At 41.4% G+C, this 17030-nt stretch carries 10 protein-coding genes and 1 pseudogene; 8 read left to right on the top strand and 3 right to left on the bottom strand.

Annotation, left to right across the window (positions count from 1 at the left end):
* Positions 1–156: 156 nt before the first annotated feature.
* From RM049_RS02720 to RM049_RS02745, 6 genes and pseudogenes are all read left to right on the top strand, one after another.
* Positions 157–690, top strand: a pseudogene (locus RM049_RS02720) (PadR family transcriptional regulator); the annotation flags it as partial.
* Between the two features lie 127 nt (positions 691–817).
* A complete protein-coding gene (locus RM049_RS02725; protein ID WP_322703068.1) occupies positions 818–1675 on the top strand; it encodes a sugar kinase in 858 nt (285 codons plus the stop codon).
* Positions 1676–1777: 102 nt separating this feature from the next.
* Entirely contained in the window at positions 1778–2638 is an 861-nt protein-coding gene (locus RM049_RS02730) for a 3'(2'),5'-bisphosphate nucleotidase CysQ (protein WP_322703069.1), read from the top strand.
* Positions 2639–3043: 405 nt separating this feature from the next.
* The gene (locus RM049_RS02735; RefSeq protein ID WP_292779617.1) at positions 3044–3358 is read left to right on the top strand and encodes an RNA recognition motif domain-containing protein; all 315 of its coding nucleotides are present in this window, start codon (positions 3044–3046) and stop codon (positions 3356–3358) included.
* 123 nt (positions 3359–3481) lie between these two features.
* Positions 3482–3676, top strand: a complete 195-nt coding sequence (gene rpsU, locus RM049_RS02740) for a 30S ribosomal protein S21 (RefSeq protein WP_069073011.1) — start codon at positions 3482–3484, stop codon at positions 3674–3676.
* An 848-nt stretch (positions 3677–4524) separates the two neighbouring features.
* Positions 4525–5457, top strand: coding sequence for a polysaccharide deacetylase family protein (locus RM049_RS02745; RefSeq protein WP_322703070.1), 933 nt, complete (start codon positions 4525–4527; stop codon positions 5455–5457).
* Positions 5458–5698: 241 nt separating this feature from the next.
* Here the strand turns inward: RM049_RS02745 and RM049_RS02750 are convergent, their stop codons facing one another.
* Positions 5699–11137, bottom strand: coding sequence for a translocation/assembly module TamB domain-containing protein (locus RM049_RS02750; protein ID WP_322703071.1), 5439 nt, complete (start codon positions 11135–11137; stop codon positions 5699–5701).
* Positions 11138–12024: 887 nt separating this feature from the next.
* Entirely contained in the window at positions 12025–12225 is a 201-nt protein-coding gene (locus RM049_RS02755) for a hypothetical protein (protein ID WP_322675341.1), read from the bottom strand.
* Positions 12226–12865: 640 nt separating this feature from the next.
* Here RM049_RS02755 and RM049_RS02760 point away from each other — a divergent pair.
* Together RM049_RS02760 and RM049_RS02765 are read left to right on the top strand one after the other, a co-directional pair.
* Positions 12866–14125, top strand: a complete 1260-nt coding sequence (locus RM049_RS02760) for a DUF4912 domain-containing protein (RefSeq protein ID WP_322703072.1) — start codon at positions 12866–12868, stop codon at positions 14123–14125.
* Positions 14126–14210: 85 nt separating this feature from the next.
* Positions 14211–15137 carry a phosphodiester glycosidase family protein gene (locus RM049_RS02765; RefSeq protein WP_322703073.1) on the top strand — a complete coding sequence of 309 codons (927 nt, stop codon included), beginning with the start codon at positions 14211–14213 and terminating at the stop codon, positions 15135–15137.
* Between the two features lie 137 nt (positions 15138–15274).
* Here RM049_RS02765 and crtR read toward each other — a convergent pair whose 3' ends face one another.
* Positions 15275–16336 carry a beta-carotene hydroxylase gene (gene crtR, locus RM049_RS02770; RefSeq protein ID WP_322703074.1) on the bottom strand — a complete coding sequence of 354 codons (1062 nt, stop codon included), beginning with the start codon at positions 16334–16336 and terminating at the stop codon, positions 15275–15277.
* Between the last annotated feature and the right edge of the window lie 694 nt (positions 16337–17030).

The raw sequence follows: 17030 nt of genomic DNA on the forward strand, positions 1-17030 counted from the left end.
TCTATTTGGTTTCCTTGCTAAGAAGCATTATAATGAGCATATCTTTTTATAACCGTTATGTCTTATATCTGATTAATCATATATTAGCATAAAATTATAAGAAGTACACAGTGTAGAACCGAGCGAGAAAATATCAATTATGGGAAAACCATCTTCATGTCGCTAGCAAATGTAATTTTAGGTCTTCTTCAGCAGCAAGAAATGACGGGCTACGACCTCAAAACGAGCTGCTTCGATCAATGCATTGCCCATTTATGGCCAGCAGATCAGGCACAAATTTACAGAACTCTCGATAAGCTAGTTGAGCAAGGCTGGATTACCTGTAACATTGAGATTCAACACGATCGCCCCAACCGCAAAGTCTACAGTGTGACGGAGCTAGGGAAAGCGGAATTTAGGCGATGGCTAGGGATTCATCAGCCCTTACCGACTATTAGAGAACCTTTACTCGTCCAGTTGCATTTTGCAGATCAGTTGTCGAATGAAACCATCATTGACCTACTAAAGCAGCAATTAGCGGCTCGAAGCAAAAAGCTGGCTGAATGTGAAACCATCGATTTGCCATCAATCGGTGATGAATCTGCCAACCGCAACCAGGTGATGCAAAGGCTGGTGCTAGAGTTGATCGTCCGAAGAGAAGAAACTTATATTGATTGGTTAAAGACAGTAATCGAAGTTGTCAGTCGCCAAGAGCCATATCCATTTACCAAGAAAGAATTCAGGAGTCAGGAGGTCACTGAGCGACTTGCCTTGAGCGAAGTCGAAAGGAGTCGAAGTGAGCCAGAATTTTCCAATTGAATTTTGAACGAAAGAGCAGATGAATCGTGGATTATTTGTAGGTTTAGTAACTTTAGATTTGATTTACCTTGCTGACTCTCCCCCTAAGAATAATCAGAAGATTGTCGCTACTGACTATACTGTAGCGGCAGGGGGCCCAGCAACAAACGCGGCTGTAACTTTCAATTATTTAGGAAATCAGGCTACAGTCTTAGGTGTAGTGGGTTCTCACCCAATGACGCAGCTGATTCGAGATGACTTGGCAAATTACAAAGTTGCGATCGCAGACCTTGAGCCTACTACTGATTTAGTACCGCCTGTATCTTCGATTATTGTCACTCAAGCTACAGGTGAACGCGCTGTGGTTTCGATCAATGCTGTCAAAACTCAAGCTAGCAGCGCCTCTATCCCGCCAGATATTTTGCAGAATGTCGATATCGTACTGATTGATGGACATCAGATGGTGGTTGGTGATTCCATAGCTCAAATGGCTAAAGCCAATAATATCCGAGTAGCGATCGATGGTGGTAGTTGGAAGCCTGGATTTGAGCAAATTCTACCGTTTGTAGATTACGCTATCTGTTCAGCTAATTTTTATCCCCCCAACTGCCAGACTGGAGAAGACGTATTTAGCTATCTCAGTGGATTTGACATTCCTCATATCGCCATTACCCACGGACAAGAACCAATTGAATACTTGAGTGGCACTAAAACTGGTATCGTAGATGTGCCGCAGATTCAAGCAGTTGATACGTTAGGGGCTGGAGATATTTTCCACGGTGCTTTTTGTCATTACATTTTAAGCCAAAGCTTTACTGATGCACTGGCACTGGCAGCTAATATTGCTGCTGATTCCTGTAAATTTTTTGGTACTCGGCGCTGGATGGATTTAAGATAATTCGTAATTCGTAATTCGTAATTCGTAATTTGTAATTAGTTAAACTAAGTATCGCTGTGCGCCCCTAATCACGTTATGCATATTTTTAGATAGGCCAAATTAATGAAAGATTTACAAGAAATATTAGCGATCGCTCGTGAGGTAGGTTGGGGCGCAGCAGATATACTGCGATCGTATTACCACGGTACTGCAAAACACCCTGATTTAGAAATCCAATATAAGCAGAATGAGCCTGTCACTGTTGCCGATGTAGCTGTAAGTCAATACATTTTGCAGAGGCTACAAGCAACTTTGGGTAACGAAGATTTTGCTTACATCAGCGAAGAAACTTATCAATCGTCAAGTAGTGGTATACAGGCTTCTGCCCCTTGGGTATGGATAATTGACCCTTTGGATGGCACGCGAGATTTTATCAAAAAAACTGGCGACTATGCAGTTCACATTGCTTTAGTCAAAGAAACACGCCCAGTCTTGGCAGTGGTGGCAGTACCAGAGGCTCATAAGTTATATTACGCTACCAAAGGCGGGGGTACATTTGTAGAAACCCGTGACGGATCTGTTCCTTTACAAGTGTCTTCAGGTAAACGAATTGAGGATTTAATCTTAGTCGTTAGTCGCTCTCACCGCAACCAACGGTTAGATCATCTGCTACAAAATTTACCCTGTCAAAATCAGAAATCTGTGGGTAGTGTAGGCTGCAAAATCGCCACCATTGTCGAGCAACAAGCAGATATCTACATTTCCCTTTCCGGCAAGTCTGCGCCCAAAGACTGGGATATCGCCGCTCCAGAATTGATTTTAACAGAAGCTGGTGGTCAGTTTACTCACTTCGACGGCACTCCGTTGGAGTATAACACTGGTGATATCAATCAATGGGGAGGTTTGCTAGCTAGTAATGGTGAATATCACGAACTACTATGTAAAAAAGCAGAAGGTATCTTAGCGCAATTTGACCATAGCTAACAGGATACTGGATGATGAATATTTTTTAATTTGCTTTAATTTGCTTTTAAAACAGTCGATCGTGGTATGATTAATCTGATTACGAATAATAATCTTTACCTGTTAGTCCACAGCTTAATTTTGAAAACACTAAATATCTGGGCGATCGCGAGTTAATTACGATTTCCGATTAAAAGTGTAACTTGATATAGTACAAGCAAAAAAAGCCAGTCTTTAGAAAGTCTGCAAACCGTCTTTAAAGGTTTGATTTGTGAATAAAATTCACTATCAGACAATATTCAAAGGCTGAATGCTGTGCTACACTCATGGACATAAAGATTATTTTCGGTTGAGTAACTCGTTTTGATTTCTAAAAACCGTCTCTCCGAATTTAACTCTCTACACTCCCTGAATTCGGAGATTTCTATGTCAATTTACGTCGGAAACCTGTCCTATCAGGTTACAGAAGATGACCTAAAGCAGGCTTTTGCAGAATACGGAACAGTAAACCGTGTTCAACTCCCCACAGATCGGGAAACAGGCCGGCCGCGTGGGTTCGCTTTTGTGGAAATGGAATCAGACACACAAGAACAAGCTGCCATTGATGCACTTGATGGCGCTGAGTGGATGGGACGTGATTTGAAAGTGAACAAAGCTAAACCTCGTGAGGAAAGAAGCAACTCCTCTCGCGGTAGCTGGGGTGGCGGTAATAATGCCCGCCGCAACAACAATCGCTACTAAGTCGATTCCTGAAAATTTCACATTTAGAGTCTCCAGCAGATAAAGCCAAAGGCTCCATTCTGCTGGAATATTTTATTTGGTATCTAGTCTTGAACTATTCATCCATATTAAGGAGGAATGAGAATGACACAAGTAGTTTTAGGAGAAAATGAAGGTATTGAATCAGCCTTGAGAAGATTTAAACGGGAAGTTTCTAAAGCAGGAATTTTCCAAGATATGAGAAAAAAGCGTCACTTTGAGACGCCGATAGAAAAAGAGAAGCGTAAAGCAATTGCTAGGCACAAACAACGTCGTCAACAACGTTCTCGCTTCAATTAAAAGTCCAAGCAAATTTGCCCTTCGATTTGACATCTAGCCAACATCTCTTCATTGTTGCCATAGCACTGGCAAGCCACAAGTAATTAGCATACATCAATCAATAAACAACATTGTTCGTAGTATCGCAGTATTGACTTTCGGCGCTACTGAATTATATGGCAACAGCCAAAATGGTTAGGACATTAACAGATGATAAAATTTAGACACAAAAAGGCTTTTCACCCAGTCCCCAGTCCTTTGCTATACATGTTTTCAATTGCGTGAAGTATGGGCTTACAGCTAGCTATGCGCCCCTAACTAATATCGTGTCCGGTAAAGACTTATCATTAATCCCGCAGTTCTTGCTGGGGGCTTCTTAGTTGGGGAAAGAGGAATTTATCTCGTTTCTGCATAGATTACGGGAATTATAACTAATTAACCGGACATGATATAACTTGTACCTGATATGATGTCCGTTAAATTCCCCGTAGTAAAAGCACCCCACCCCCAACCCCTCCCCGAAGCAAATAGTGAATAACGACTACCTAGCATTTCTCCAGGTTACGGTTATACTGCTATCATTGCTGGCTCTACTGGTCAGCTAAATTTACTGAGTGTTATTTTATTCAGAGTATCTGGGTGGCAAATTAGTACTAACTAAATTGAGACATCCTTTAGCTGGAATGTTTCAAGGTATTTTATTGTTTTCTTTTTTCTTTCAGCAGTAGATATATTAATTACAACAGGCTAGGAATAATATCAAGTCCGGGTAATTCCAGTTTAATAAGTAATCACGCGGACATGATATAAGGTATGGGAACATCAGGGAGAAACCAATCCCCAATAACTAATATTTGAGGAGATTTAATGTGTCTAGTCGTAAATTATCTTTGTTACTGAAAATAATAATTGTTTTATTGGTTACTGGTGCTAGTAGTTTAGGTATCAGCTTGCTTTTAACCACAAGCGGATTTGAGCATTTGTTGGAAATTCTCAAGCCAAAAAGCGAGAGTGCTAAAGCGAGTCATAACAAGTTGATGAGTGCAGATGCACAGAATATAAATCCAGTTACAGAACAGATGAATGAAGTGCCAAAGGCATTTCAGGGAGCAATCGTTTATCAAGGGAAACTAAAACCGAATGAGAAAGTTATTGCCCTAACTTTTGATGATGGCCCCAGCCCCAAAAATACGGCACAGATTTTAGAAATCTTGAAGAAAAATGATATCAAAGCCACATTCTTCATGATCGGGGAAATGGTGAAATATTTTCCTCAAGTTGCCAAGCAAGTGGCTGCTGATGGTCACATAATTGGTAATCACACATGGCATCATTGGTATCGCCACATGGACTTAGCTACTGCGGCTAGTGAAATCGATCGTACAGCAGAAATCATCTACAAGACTACTGGAGAGAAAACTACTCTATTTCGTCCTCCTGGGGGCTTTCTGAATAATGGACTAGCCGAATATGCCAGAAACGAGAAATACGCTGTCATGATGTGGTCAGAACAATCGGGAGATGCTGAACGTCGTTCGCCTCAAGTTCCAGGGCTGGTTAAAAATGTGCTGAAATATGCAAAACCCGGTGCAATTGTACTGTTGCACGATGGAGGCGGCAACCGTTCCAAATCTGTCAAGGCTTTACCAGAAATGATCGCAGGTTTAAAAGCCCAAGGCTATAGATTTGTGACAATTCCCCAACTACTAGAAATACAAGCCCAAGAAAAAAGTGTGGAGACAGCAGCATCACCTGTGGTAACAAATCAAGAAGATCCAAACCAACAACTTAATCATCAGTGATATCCCAATACGGTTCGGTTAAGGTTTTTTGATGAAAATTATTGCTCGTCAAAGACGCGATAAATCGCCGTCTCTACAAAGGACTGATTATTGTAGAGACGGCGATTCATCGCGTCTCTTGCCTTGACCAAACAGTATTGAGTGATATCCTGTCCAGGTAATTAGTTAGTTTATTGGCCAGCAATGCGATTGTTTCGACTAACAATGGGATTGTATCGGCTGACAATGCTAATACAACAATCTAAAATCGAGTTTCATACTCAACTTGGAGTTGATTTTCATCCCCCACATCAGTTGAGCCTCGCATCAGAATTTCGTCATTGACTCTATAGAGGACATTGAAACGGAAAGATTCATCGCTAGAAAGAGCGCGTGATAAAGATGCAGAGAAATTTTTATTAATATCAAACACACCTTCCGCTGATAAATTCAGAATTGAAGCTCTTGATGTTTTTGATTCATCATTATTAATCGATGGAGTCGGAAATATCCGAAATTCACTAAAACCAACAGCTTGTCCGATCGCTGTGATAGTTCCTTGTAAACTACCTAAAATGGTAGAACTAGCGAAATTAGTCAGCCCTTGGCCTGCATCTGCTTGACCGAAAGAACCCAGAATTGAGCCACCCAGCAAAGCAACTATTTCTCCTTTGCTACGGCTAGGTTCGCTCGTCAGTTCTAGATTCTCACCCAATTTGCTAGCTGGCCCGTTCACCCTCGCTTGAACGGTAACGCTACGTAAAGTCCCAAAGTTGTTTACAGAAACATCGCTGACTTCAGAAGACAATGGTGATTCTAAAGTTTGAGTGTTCCTTGCTGATGCTTCCGGTACAATTGCCGTCAGTCGGACATCCAAAGTCGGGTCAAGTCCTTGACTTGGAGTAAACCGCGCAGTTTGTTCGTAGCCCCGCGCCAAGGTGAACTCAGTGGAAAATAAGCTCAGTCGTCCTCCTGTCAAACGAATGACTCCTTCAGGAAGCGGTTTGGCTAATGTACCATTAATGGTCAAGTCGCCTGTTGCGTCAAACCTCAATAGGGGCTGACTTAATGCCGCTCCTCCTGGTACAAAGCTGAGTAGGGACTGAGTTGTAACCCGAATATCTTTGCCTAAAATCAACTTTAAATCTGCAAACGTTACAGGTAAGTTGGGTGGAGTTGCAGCGCTAGTGCTTGCGTCTGTTGTCGCCACTGAGTTAGTGCTTCCATCCACTGTAACCACTGGGTTAGTGCTTCCGTCCACTGTAGCTACTGAGTTAGGGTTATTCTCTGCTGCCGGTGTGGCGTTAGGGTTAACCTGTTGTCTATCTAGATTTATGACCTTAGTGTTAGACTCTGCTGTAGCTGCTGATTTTTTTGCCGTAGTAGGCGAGTTGCCAATAATTACCTGACCATCACTCAGTTGAATCTCTCCGCCAATTACAGGTTTTAAGGCTGTGCCGCGAATCACGACATCGCCACCAACACCACCTTCATACAGTCCTGCAAGCTTAAAATTGAGTTTGTCTGCGATTGATACTGTCAGGGGATTCGCTGCGGCTTGTTGAGCATCAAAAATTGGCAAGATGCCTGATGCAGTTACTTGCCCTTGATTGTAATTACCTCGGATATTTTCAACGCTTACCGTAGTACCATTAAATAGTGCTGTTCCTGTGACATTCGTGAGAGGATCGGATAAGGCTTGAGCGCTAAAAGTTGCATTATTAAATGTGGCGTTGCCGTTGATAATTGGTTCGGTTAAAGTACCTTTAACGTTTAAATCTACTTTTCCTTGACCGTCTACCCAAGCGACTTGATTGTTGGTAAGCAGATTTAACAGTGCCAATCCTTCATTTTGCACATTGGCGTCGATGTTGATTTGATTGCTATCAGGTTGCACTTTGGCAAAAGGCAAAGGAGCAGGTACGCTACCTGTAACGGCAACTGGCTGCGTTCCGGTCACGAGTAAGGTACTATCAAAATTCAAGCGAGCGTTGTTGTAATCAAAGTTCACTTGTCCTGTTTGTACGGGTTGTTTGTTAAGGGTCGCATTCGCTAGCGCCACTTTCCCTTGAACTCTGGGGTCTTGCAAACTACCTGCTAAAATGGCATCAGCATTTACATTACCAGTGATATCTACGGGGTATTTTTCGATAAAAGGTTCTAAAAGTGATAAAGGCAGACTGGCTACATTCAATTTTCCAGATACTTGCTCGGTTCCTAACTGTCCTGAAAACGCCACTAGTCCTCGATCGATCCCCACACTCAAGGGTGAAAGGGTGACGATACCATCGGCGAAAGTACCTTGAGCAACGACTGGATTGATGGAATAATTACCCCATTGCCAGTTAGCACCTTGAAAATTAAAGCCAACATTCAACCCAGATTTTAACGAGCCATTGGCTGTAATTGCTCCGCTTAAAGCACCTGTTAATTCTGCAAGGCTGGGTAAAGATGCGGTTTGTTTTTTCTCTACTTGCTGTTCTTTGGCGATCGCTGTTGTAATATTCGAGAAATATGCTAACTGTGTTTTCAAATCTGCATCCGGCAAACTGACAGGCTCAGTTTCCAGTACTTCGGCTCCTGCTAACGTCGGAGGCTGCAACCCGGTACTGAGGTCTTTAAAATCGAAGATATTAAATGCTTGTAAGAGTCTCTGGATTTTCGCTTCGGCAAAATTAGCTTGGAATTGAAATTGCGGGTCATTCCCTGCTTGCACATTACCACTGAGAGCGATGTTGCTATCGCCAATCCGCAATAGACCATTAGCCAAGCTAGCTGTACCATCAGCATAATTGATGTTGCCGCGAAATTCATCGGCTGCAACTCTGGCAACGCGAGGTGCTGCGATCGCCACATCTCCCGCAATGGCATAATTATTCAGATTGACAACTAAATTACCCGATAATTGCCCCCCCAGAGGTTTCAATTGATTGTTAGGTAAAAAGCCGCCAACCAAAGCGATGGGAAACTGTTGGGCGTTGATTATCAAGTTATCTCCCTCAGTTCTACCCGTAGTAACTGCTTCATCGCGTTTAACTAAAAATGAAGTGGGACGATAATCTGCGCCTAAGTTAAGCGCAATCCGATCTTGTTTCCCAGCTAATCGCAGACTTCCTCCTTGTCCGCCTTGAAAATTCACGTTTCCGGTTAAAAGTCGGTCAAATGCCAAGTTACTGACATTGAAATTCCGCAGTCGGATATTCCCATTAGCTTGGGGTACATCTGGAGTGCCTGTAACTTTTCCATTAAAATCCAGTCGTCCTGCTATTGCTACGTCCCCAGGAACTTTAAAGCCAGTATTTTGTAAGTTGAAATTCTGCGCCAGTACATTTAAATCAAATCCCGCAATTTGGGGTGTGCCAGTTGGGGGAGACTGAATAGCGATCGCACCATTAGCAGTAAATCCTGCGGTACTTGCGTTTTCAACGATAATCTGCTGTCCATTCCACTGAAATCTTGCAGTTAGCGGTTTCGCCAGCTGCGCTACTCCTTGGGGAAGGCTGATTTGTCCGGCGGCGCGAATATCTGCAAGTTGGAAAGATTGGGTTGTGCCTGCTAACTGAATATTGCTATTCAGCCGTCCTCGCAGTTGTGGTGAGAAACGGCTGAGTTGAATTTGAGAAGTTTTGACAGATCCTTGCCAGCGTTGTTGTGCAAGTTGACCTTGGGCTGTGATTGTCCCACCGGCGACGTTCACAACCGCATCGGGAAAGACGATATTCTCTCCTTGTTTGGTAACAACAACTCGTCCGCTAGTGGGATAGGTGGCACTAGGCGCTTGCACCCGCGCGACTGTTTGCAGATTGCTCAAAGTGCCGGAAATATCGGCATTTGCCGAGACATTCCCAATGGTAATCGAGGGTGAGGAATTGTAAGCTTTGGCGATCACATCCCCTGGTATATTTTTTGCTTGCACATTCAATGCCACCCTACCTTGGGGTGCAAGCTGAACTCGTCCGCTAGCTGTGACTTGCCCTCCCACATCTGGATTTGCTTGAACGCGAGAAACGTTGACATTTAACGGTGTACCCAGAGAACCAAAAATTTTAGCGTTCGCAGATATACCACCAACATTAATCGGAGTTGAAATACCATAACCTTGAGCGATCGCATTTCCGGGAATACCTTGAGCTTGAATATCTACGCCTACTTCACCTTGGGGAGCGAGTTGAATTTGACCATTGGCGGTGATTTGTCCCCCGGCTGGCGGCGTTATCTGAACATTGGAAACATCAAGTTTTAAAGGCTGTTTGCGAAGTGAGCCAGAAATTTGAGCTTTTGCGGAAACATTTCCCACTGCGATCGGGAGAGTAACGCCATAGCTGCGTGCTAGTATATCTGCTGATATTCCATCAGCTTGAGCATTAAATATTACCCCATCTTTAGCTCCCAAATTAGCTTGACCGCCTCCGGTAATTTCACCACCAGCGGCGGGGACTATTTTCAGATTGGAGACAGTAAGTTGAGATGCAGTTTTGGATGCATTCAAGCGAAAATCAGTGTTGATGGTATTAAATTGAATGCGGTCAACTTGAATCGGTTTGGTATTACTTACTGTACCGCTGACGACTGGTTGCTCAAGTGCGCCGCCTACCTGAATTTTTGCCTGAATTTCGCCACTAGCCGGGACTGACGAATTTACTTTCAAAGTATCTAAGATATTTTTCGCCGTAACAGGTTTGATCTGAGCAGAGACATTAAAACCTGTTTGAGTATTAATTGTTCCATTAGCCACAATCGGAACTTTGCCAAAGTTCGTACTCAGATTATCTAAAGTAACTGTCTGACCTTGAAATAGAAATTTCCCATTAAAATTAGAAACCGGCTGAGGAATATTTTGAATTTTAGCGGTGATTTGATTAGCTGTAGCTGTTCCCGTAATTGCGATGTCTGAAAGTTTGGGTGGAATCTGAACTCCTAAGTCAGCATTTAAATACCCTGCTTGCAGAGCGATGGGTAACTGAATTAATCGAGTGATATCGGATGCTTGTAAATTTTGGGCTGAAAGTTGCAGGTTAGTTTGTTGAGCTTTTACTTGGGTTTCGCCAACAATTTTAGCAGCGCCTCCCCTAGTGAATTGAGTATTGAAGTCATAACCGATCCTTTGATTTCGATCGGAAAATCGGGCAATACCACCAACTCGATCTAATATGACTGAGCCGTTGGGTTTAGTCAGTGCAGTGAATGGCATTAACTCTACATTGCCATCTTGAATTTGAAGTGACTGCAACTCAGTTTGAATAAAGCCTTGTCCTTCCCCAGCCTTAACTTGGGCTGTCACCCAACGACCATCTTTATCTTGTTGAACGTAGACATTGGGTTGAACTAAGGTGACATTTAATGCTAATTTTCGGCTAAGAAGAAGTTGCAATGGCGAGAACTGCACATCCAAAGCTTTTGCTACCACTCGATCTGCATCGGTGGGAGTGGCTGGTATCGATAGAGAGCTAAATCTCAGACTAGAAAGCGAAAAACGTTCAACGTTCCCAACTTTTACTGGACGCCCCAGTAATTGCTCAAGATTTTGCTGTACTAACGGTGCTAAATCTTTATATACATAGTTTCTAGCCCACCAAGCACCAACTATAATTCCAATTAGTAAAACCCCACCTAGAGCCAAACTGGTACGTCCTAAAAGCAGGAGCCACAGACGACGATTAGATGGTTCCTGATTGTTTTCTGAATTTGGCGATCGCGTCATGATTGTTAGTACTACCAGTAATTTTTCTGGAGTGAGGCTAGAGACAAATTAGTTAGTTGTATCAGCAAGTTACAATTTATGGTTTCACAATATCAGGACTTACGCAAGAACTTTGTGGCAAGCTGCTTGTATTTTCGAGGGGAGGCTGCGCCAATAAGACGCATTTGCAGTGCGTCTATGTTATTTCATAATTTTGTGTAATTCCTGAATTTATTTCGATTAATAATTTTTCACCAGACGTTAGTTTTGTTCGTTTTGAGATTTGGAAACTTTGCTGGTATTAGGAAAATTATTTAGAATCTTATGTGCATCTTCAAAAAATTGGTATAAATATTATCTTTCCGCAAGCCAGTAATATTTTATTAAATGACTTTATAATCGCTCCTGTATATACGACCCTGGTTATAAACTTTAACTTTCCAGAATCTAACTTAGTATAGATGACAATGATAATTTAGCCTTCCATTATTCAAGAGGCAAATGTATATACGAACACACTTACAAAATATCTATAAATAAAGCTTAGAGGATGTTTGAAAAGTGCTATTTATTACCCCCCTTAATCCCCCCTTATAAAGGGGGGAAACAAGAAAATCCGGTTCCCTCCCCTTTATAAGGGGAGGGTTAGGGTGGGGTAAAAATATTTGATACATCAATCATAACTTTTCAAACATCCTCTTAGGTTTATACAAAGTCATCAAATAATTTTATCCAGCAATTGCTCAAGTTAAATTTGATACTCAGGCTGTGCTATTAGACATCAACACCCCGGAAATATATCGAGAATAACTACATAATCTTGAATAACAACACATTACTAACAAGATTCGCTACTTCTCTGTAAAGTAGCGAATCTGAGCTTTTCGATTACTGTTTTGCAAACCCAATCAATCATTATCAGATGGATCGTCAATCATTTCTGGTACCAAAGCTGGGTTACTTCTACGTTCTTGTGGTGATTGCTCTCGAATAACATCATCTATTCTCGCAGGGTGTTTGATTTTGTCTAGTACCTCTGGACTTAATTCTGATGGATCGCCTTCTGGATTAGACTTTTCAGCTTGACTAGGAACTGTTTCCTTATTCATAACTATTTCCTTAAACCCTAAACTTATATGCCAAGCTTAAGTTCTTCTATGGTGGGCTACACACTATCTTGGGACTTAATTTCACATGAAGAGTGGGTGAAAAAGGCGATCGCTTAACGAAACTGAATAAAGGCGTTAGTCACCAGAAATCAGTTGAGTATTTTGAACGAAAGAGTTGATAGTGCAGCGTCTTTGGCTTTGCTCATAAATTCTGACTTCTGAATTCTTCTTCAAGAATTGGGGTTTTTGGCTAACTCAGAAAGCAATGTCAATATTTCATGACATTCTGTCCATAGATAGCTGTAATTGTCATAATTTCATGACAATAAGATCCCAGAAGGGCTGATAAATTCGTGAAACATTCAAAAAACCTACTTCTGACCCCTTGATCCCTAGATATGCTTAGTGGTTAATATAGACTTAACAAACAGAAATCCTCCGATCCCAAAGAAATGCTAATTTCAGCATTATGAGGAATTGAAAGGATGTTGGCTCAATTTAAAAACAGATTAAAAAACTTAAAAACTGGGCAAGACCAGGAGTCAGGAATAAGAAATTCATCTGGAATGGATGAGATTTTAAATAGCATTCTTTAACCAGGGGAAATCATTTACCGCTTAAACTACTGGAGGCCAAATTAATGGCAAAAGAACGCCCGCCACTAGAGGAGATGACCTTACGCCAACTACGCAAAGTTGCTAGCGAATATAGCATCTCTCGCTATAGCCGAATGCGTAAATCACAACTGCTGACATCAATACAAGAAGTCCAGCGTAGCAAAAACTTACTCAGTCCATCTCGTTCATTGGAGGCACAAGAAACCGTGGAAGCTGCAAAGTTTGAATTAGGTCAGGAAGATCGTACTGGTGGATCTTTAGCTGATGTTGATGAAGGACTGGCAGATTTGCCTTCTGGCTATGGTGAAAGCCGGATTGTACTTTTACCGCGCGATCCTCAATGGGCTTACACTTACTGGGATGTTCCCAATGAACACAAAGAGGAACTGCGTCGGCAAGGCGGACAACAACTGGCACTACGGATTTATGATGTCACCGACATTAATATCGAATACCAAAGCCCACATAGCATTCAAGAATATCCCGCTGATGAACTAGCTAGAGAATGGTATCTACCAGTTCCAGTTAGCGATCGCGATTATACGATCGATATCGGCTATCGTGCTGCTGATGGTCGTTGGTTAGTACTAGCTCGTTCTAGTAAAGTACACATTCCTCCCGTCTATCCTTCTGACTGGATTGAGGATGTCTTCGTGACTGTAAATTTTGAAGAAGATTTACGTGGCAAAACTCAGTACGAACTAGTCCCTCCTGCCAAGAAAGTTGCAGCTACCGCCAATGGTAATGTTGGTAATGCTGTAAATGGCAACAGCAACCCCATCTACGACGAAATCTTTGGTTTAGCGGAATCTGCCGAAGCACAACGGGTTGCTGGTTCTATCTTCGGCTCCCAACAAGGTGCAGCGCGTCCCGAACAAGCTATTAGCTCTTACATTTTCCCATCGGGTGTGGGTCTGTGGGCAACTCCCACCGTGTCTGGTTTAACCGCTTCCGGTGCAGGAATGTCAGGTGTTGGCTTCTCGGCTTCCGCCGTACCAGTGCGTCCGCGCAAGTTCTGGTTAATTGCCGATGCTGAGTTGATAGTCTACGGTGCAACCGAACCCGATGCTACTGTAACTATTGGTGGCCGTCCAATTAAGCTGAATCCAGATGGAACATTCCGCTTCCAGATGTCCTTCCAAGATGGTTTAATTGACTACCCAATTTTGGCTGTAGCTGCTGATGGCGAGCAAACCCGCTCAATTCAGATGAAATTTAATCGTGAGACACCATCTCGGAATACCAACACCAAAGAAGAAGCTGTCTTAGAATGGTTCTCTTAAGTTTTGGTTCTGAGATTGACTCCAGACTGAAATTTTAAATTATTCCCCGCTATAGTAATTCTGTAGCGGTTTTTTTTGTATTATTATGTTTACAAAAAAATTATTTTTGTTATTTATTTTGATAATCAGTGCAAGCTTATTATCAGGTTGTCAAAAGATGGAAGCAAATTTAGTCCCAAAAGCGTCTAAAACTTGCCCTGGCAAAGATGCCAAGTTCAGTATTGATTTTTTTAAAACCAATAATCAAGGTAAAAAAAATCCTAAAGGTATTAACAATGTAATTATTTTTAATCCCAAATCAGCAGAATTAGATTTCAAAGTGAATGTTGGTCTATCTCATAAACTTTACGCCAAAGATAGTAGAGGTAAACTGCGTAAAGAATATGTAGCAAAACAGTTTCATGAACTCATTGCCGATGAAAATGCTAAGTTAAACGGACAGCTACCCATTGCCGCAATTAATGCCGACTATATAGATACTGATGATAAACCCCAAGGCTTAAATATTTCTCGTGGCGTAGAGTATTCAGGAGCATTTAAAAATAAACGTTCTTCCTTTGGCATATCAGGAGGTACACCCCAGCAGCGACAGGCTACTATTCAAGCTGGCAGAAGAACGAACGATATTCTCAATTACAATTTAGTGGGTGGTAATGGCAGATTCTATCGTCAGGGTAAGTTTAAAGATATTTGTCAAGATTTGGGAGAATTTGCTTGTAAAAATGCAACTAATCGCTCTTTGGCAGCGATCACGAATCAAGGCTATGTAATCTTATTAGTTAATGACTTGAAAGCTAATTCTCAGATTGAATTATCGCAACTTAATCAAGAATTACTGCCAGATATGTTTGATAATGTCTTAGAAGGTATTGCTAGCAATAACTGTTTAGGTAAGATTCAAGAAGGGATTTTATTTGATGGAGGTATGTCTCCAGGATTGTATTACAACCAGAAAACTTATGTAGAAAACCTTGGGCCAATTGGTTCAGTTTTTTTGATTTACAAAAAATAAAATAGTTATATAGCAAGGGACTGGGGACTGGGGACTGGGAACTGGGTGAAAAGCCTTTTTCCTCGTTCCCAGTCTCCGACTGGGAACGAGATATTGGTTATTGACCAATAATTAATGACTAATTCACGAGTTAATGCTTATTTAAGACTTTGTAATTCATCTTGGTTTTGAGTTTTTTGATGAGAAAAGCGAATTCCTACAAAGATGTCGTAAATAAACTCTAGAAAGTCTTTCTTTTGTAGCAACCCCGAAGTTTGATAACAGCCTTTTTCATCTAACAAAGGCTTCATCAGATAGTATGTAGACTGATACTTGTACCAGGGAATACAAGTCCATAAATGATGAATTAAATGGTAGTTCTGACCTAAAATCAGGATGTTAAGAATTGGGCTAGGGTATACACGAGCATTTTTCCAGCGATCGCGTTCAACAAAGGGACGATGGGGCAAATAATCAAAAAATAAGCCCAGTATTAATCCCACTATACCAGAAGGTACAACCCAAAAATTGAGAACGTACATTAAAAAATGATATTGAACTGAGATATAAAAAATTGCAACAACAATTAAGCGGCTAATTAACCATTCCCATAGCTCATATTTGCGCCACAGTCGCCGTCGAAAGAAAAACACCTCATGGGACAAGAATCGAAATGCAATCATCCACAGCGGGCCACCCGTAGAAACAAAATGATCTGGGTCATTTTTGGGATGGTTAACATGAGCGTGATGCTGCAAATGTACTCGTGTAAACACTGGAAAAACGAACCCTAGCATCAGGGCGCTACCATGCCCTAGTATGGCATTAATGACTCGATTGCGGTGAGCAGATTGGTGACAAGCATCATGAATTACTGTTCCAGCACAATGCAAAGCAATAGTGTTAGAAACAAAACACAGCCAGTCTGGCCATTGCCAAAGCCAGTAACCGCAATGAGATGACACCAGTACTGTCACAGATGCAAAAAACAGTAGTAATGTAGGATTGAAATCACCAGGAGGCGCTAACAATTCCTTTGGTGGAGCTTTCAGTAGTTTTTCTGCTTTTGAAGTTACTGTTATTACTTCTGGATCTACTACGTCTTTAAAGATGACTTCCAAGTTGTTGCCATTTAGCTTTTTATAGTCATCAACGGCTGGGTCGATGATGATTAGGTTTTTGTCCGGGATGTCAAAAAAATTAGGATCTAAAGAGGTCATAATTTTCCTGGTCTTGATTCGTTGATAAAATAAGTTTGAAATCCCAAACTCAGCCAGCACAGAATAGATTTCTTGCCCCGATTAAAGAGATGAAAAGATTGAAAATTTAGCCAATACTCTTCTCTATTCAAATTAGGTATGGACTGTAAGAGATAGGGAATAGTAAAAATTTTTGAATTCCTTGCTACACTACACGCATAAACAAAATATTTGATTTTTCATTTTGAGAGTTGCTCCTGTTACTCAATAATGCCAGCAACAACAGCATACATAGATTTTGGTTTGATATCGACATTTATCGATTTGCCCAGTCAATGTTTTTTGCGATGTGCTGAAATTGTGCTTTGTTATTGCTTTTGTGAAAAGCAATTTTCAACAATATAAAGAATACAGTTATTTTCACGATCGATGCAAGAGTTTTATCGGAATTTGACGTATAATAAAAATATTTTAGACACAAAGATCATACTTCTAACAAAAATATATATTTTATTTGCTTAAATAAAAATTTCATCCCTTGCTCTGGATGATGCAATAAGTATATATACTAGCGATCGCTTATCCTCTTTCGATTTCATGCAGTTGCTGTCTTCTTCTTTTAACCAAAACTCCATCGCTGGAGTTTACTGGTAGGCAAAATAGGGAAAGCTTCGTGCAAACCATGACACTTCTTTGTGGAGCATACCACTTTCTA

Source organism: Nostoc sp. DedQUE04, assembly GCF_034530995.1.
Taxonomy (GTDB): Bacteria; Cyanobacteriota; Cyanobacteriia; order Cyanobacteriales; family Nostocaceae; genus Nostoc.

What these genes read in the sequence shown, in the direction of transcription:
- RM049_RS02725 (WP_322703068.1), top strand. Translation starts at nt 818, where the DNA reads ATGAATCGTGGATTATTTGTAGGTTTAGTAACTTTAGATTTGATTTAC.
- RM049_RS02730 (WP_322703069.1), top strand. Translation starts at nt 1,778, where the DNA reads ATGAAAGATTTACAAGAAATATTAGCGATCGCTCGTGAGGTAGGTTGG.
- RM049_RS02735 (WP_292779617.1), top strand. Translation starts at nt 3,044, where the DNA reads ATGTCAATTTACGTCGGAAACCTGTCCTATCAGGTTACAGAAGATGAC.
- rpsU (WP_069073011.1), top strand. Translation starts at nt 3,482, where the DNA reads ATGACACAAGTAGTTTTAGGAGAAAATGAAGGTATTGAATCAGCCTTG.
- RM049_RS02750 (WP_322703071.1), bottom strand. Translation starts at nt 11,137, where the DNA reads ATGACGCGATCGCCAAATTCAGAAAACAATCAGGAACCATCTAATCGT.
- RM049_RS02755 (WP_322675341.1), bottom strand. Translation starts at nt 12,225, where the DNA reads ATGAATAAGGAAACAGTTCCTAGTCAAGCTGAAAAGTCTAATCCAGAA.
- RM049_RS02760 (WP_322703072.1), top strand. Translation starts at nt 12,866, where the DNA reads ATGGCAAAAGAACGCCCGCCACTAGAGGAGATGACCTTACGCCAACTA.
- RM049_RS02765 (WP_322703073.1), top strand. Translation starts at nt 14,211, where the DNA reads ATGTTTACAAAAAAATTATTTTTGTTATTTATTTTGATAATCAGTGCA.
- crtR (WP_322703074.1), bottom strand. Translation starts at nt 16,336, where the DNA reads ATGACCTCTTTAGATCCTAATTTTTTTGACATCCCGGACAAAAACCTA.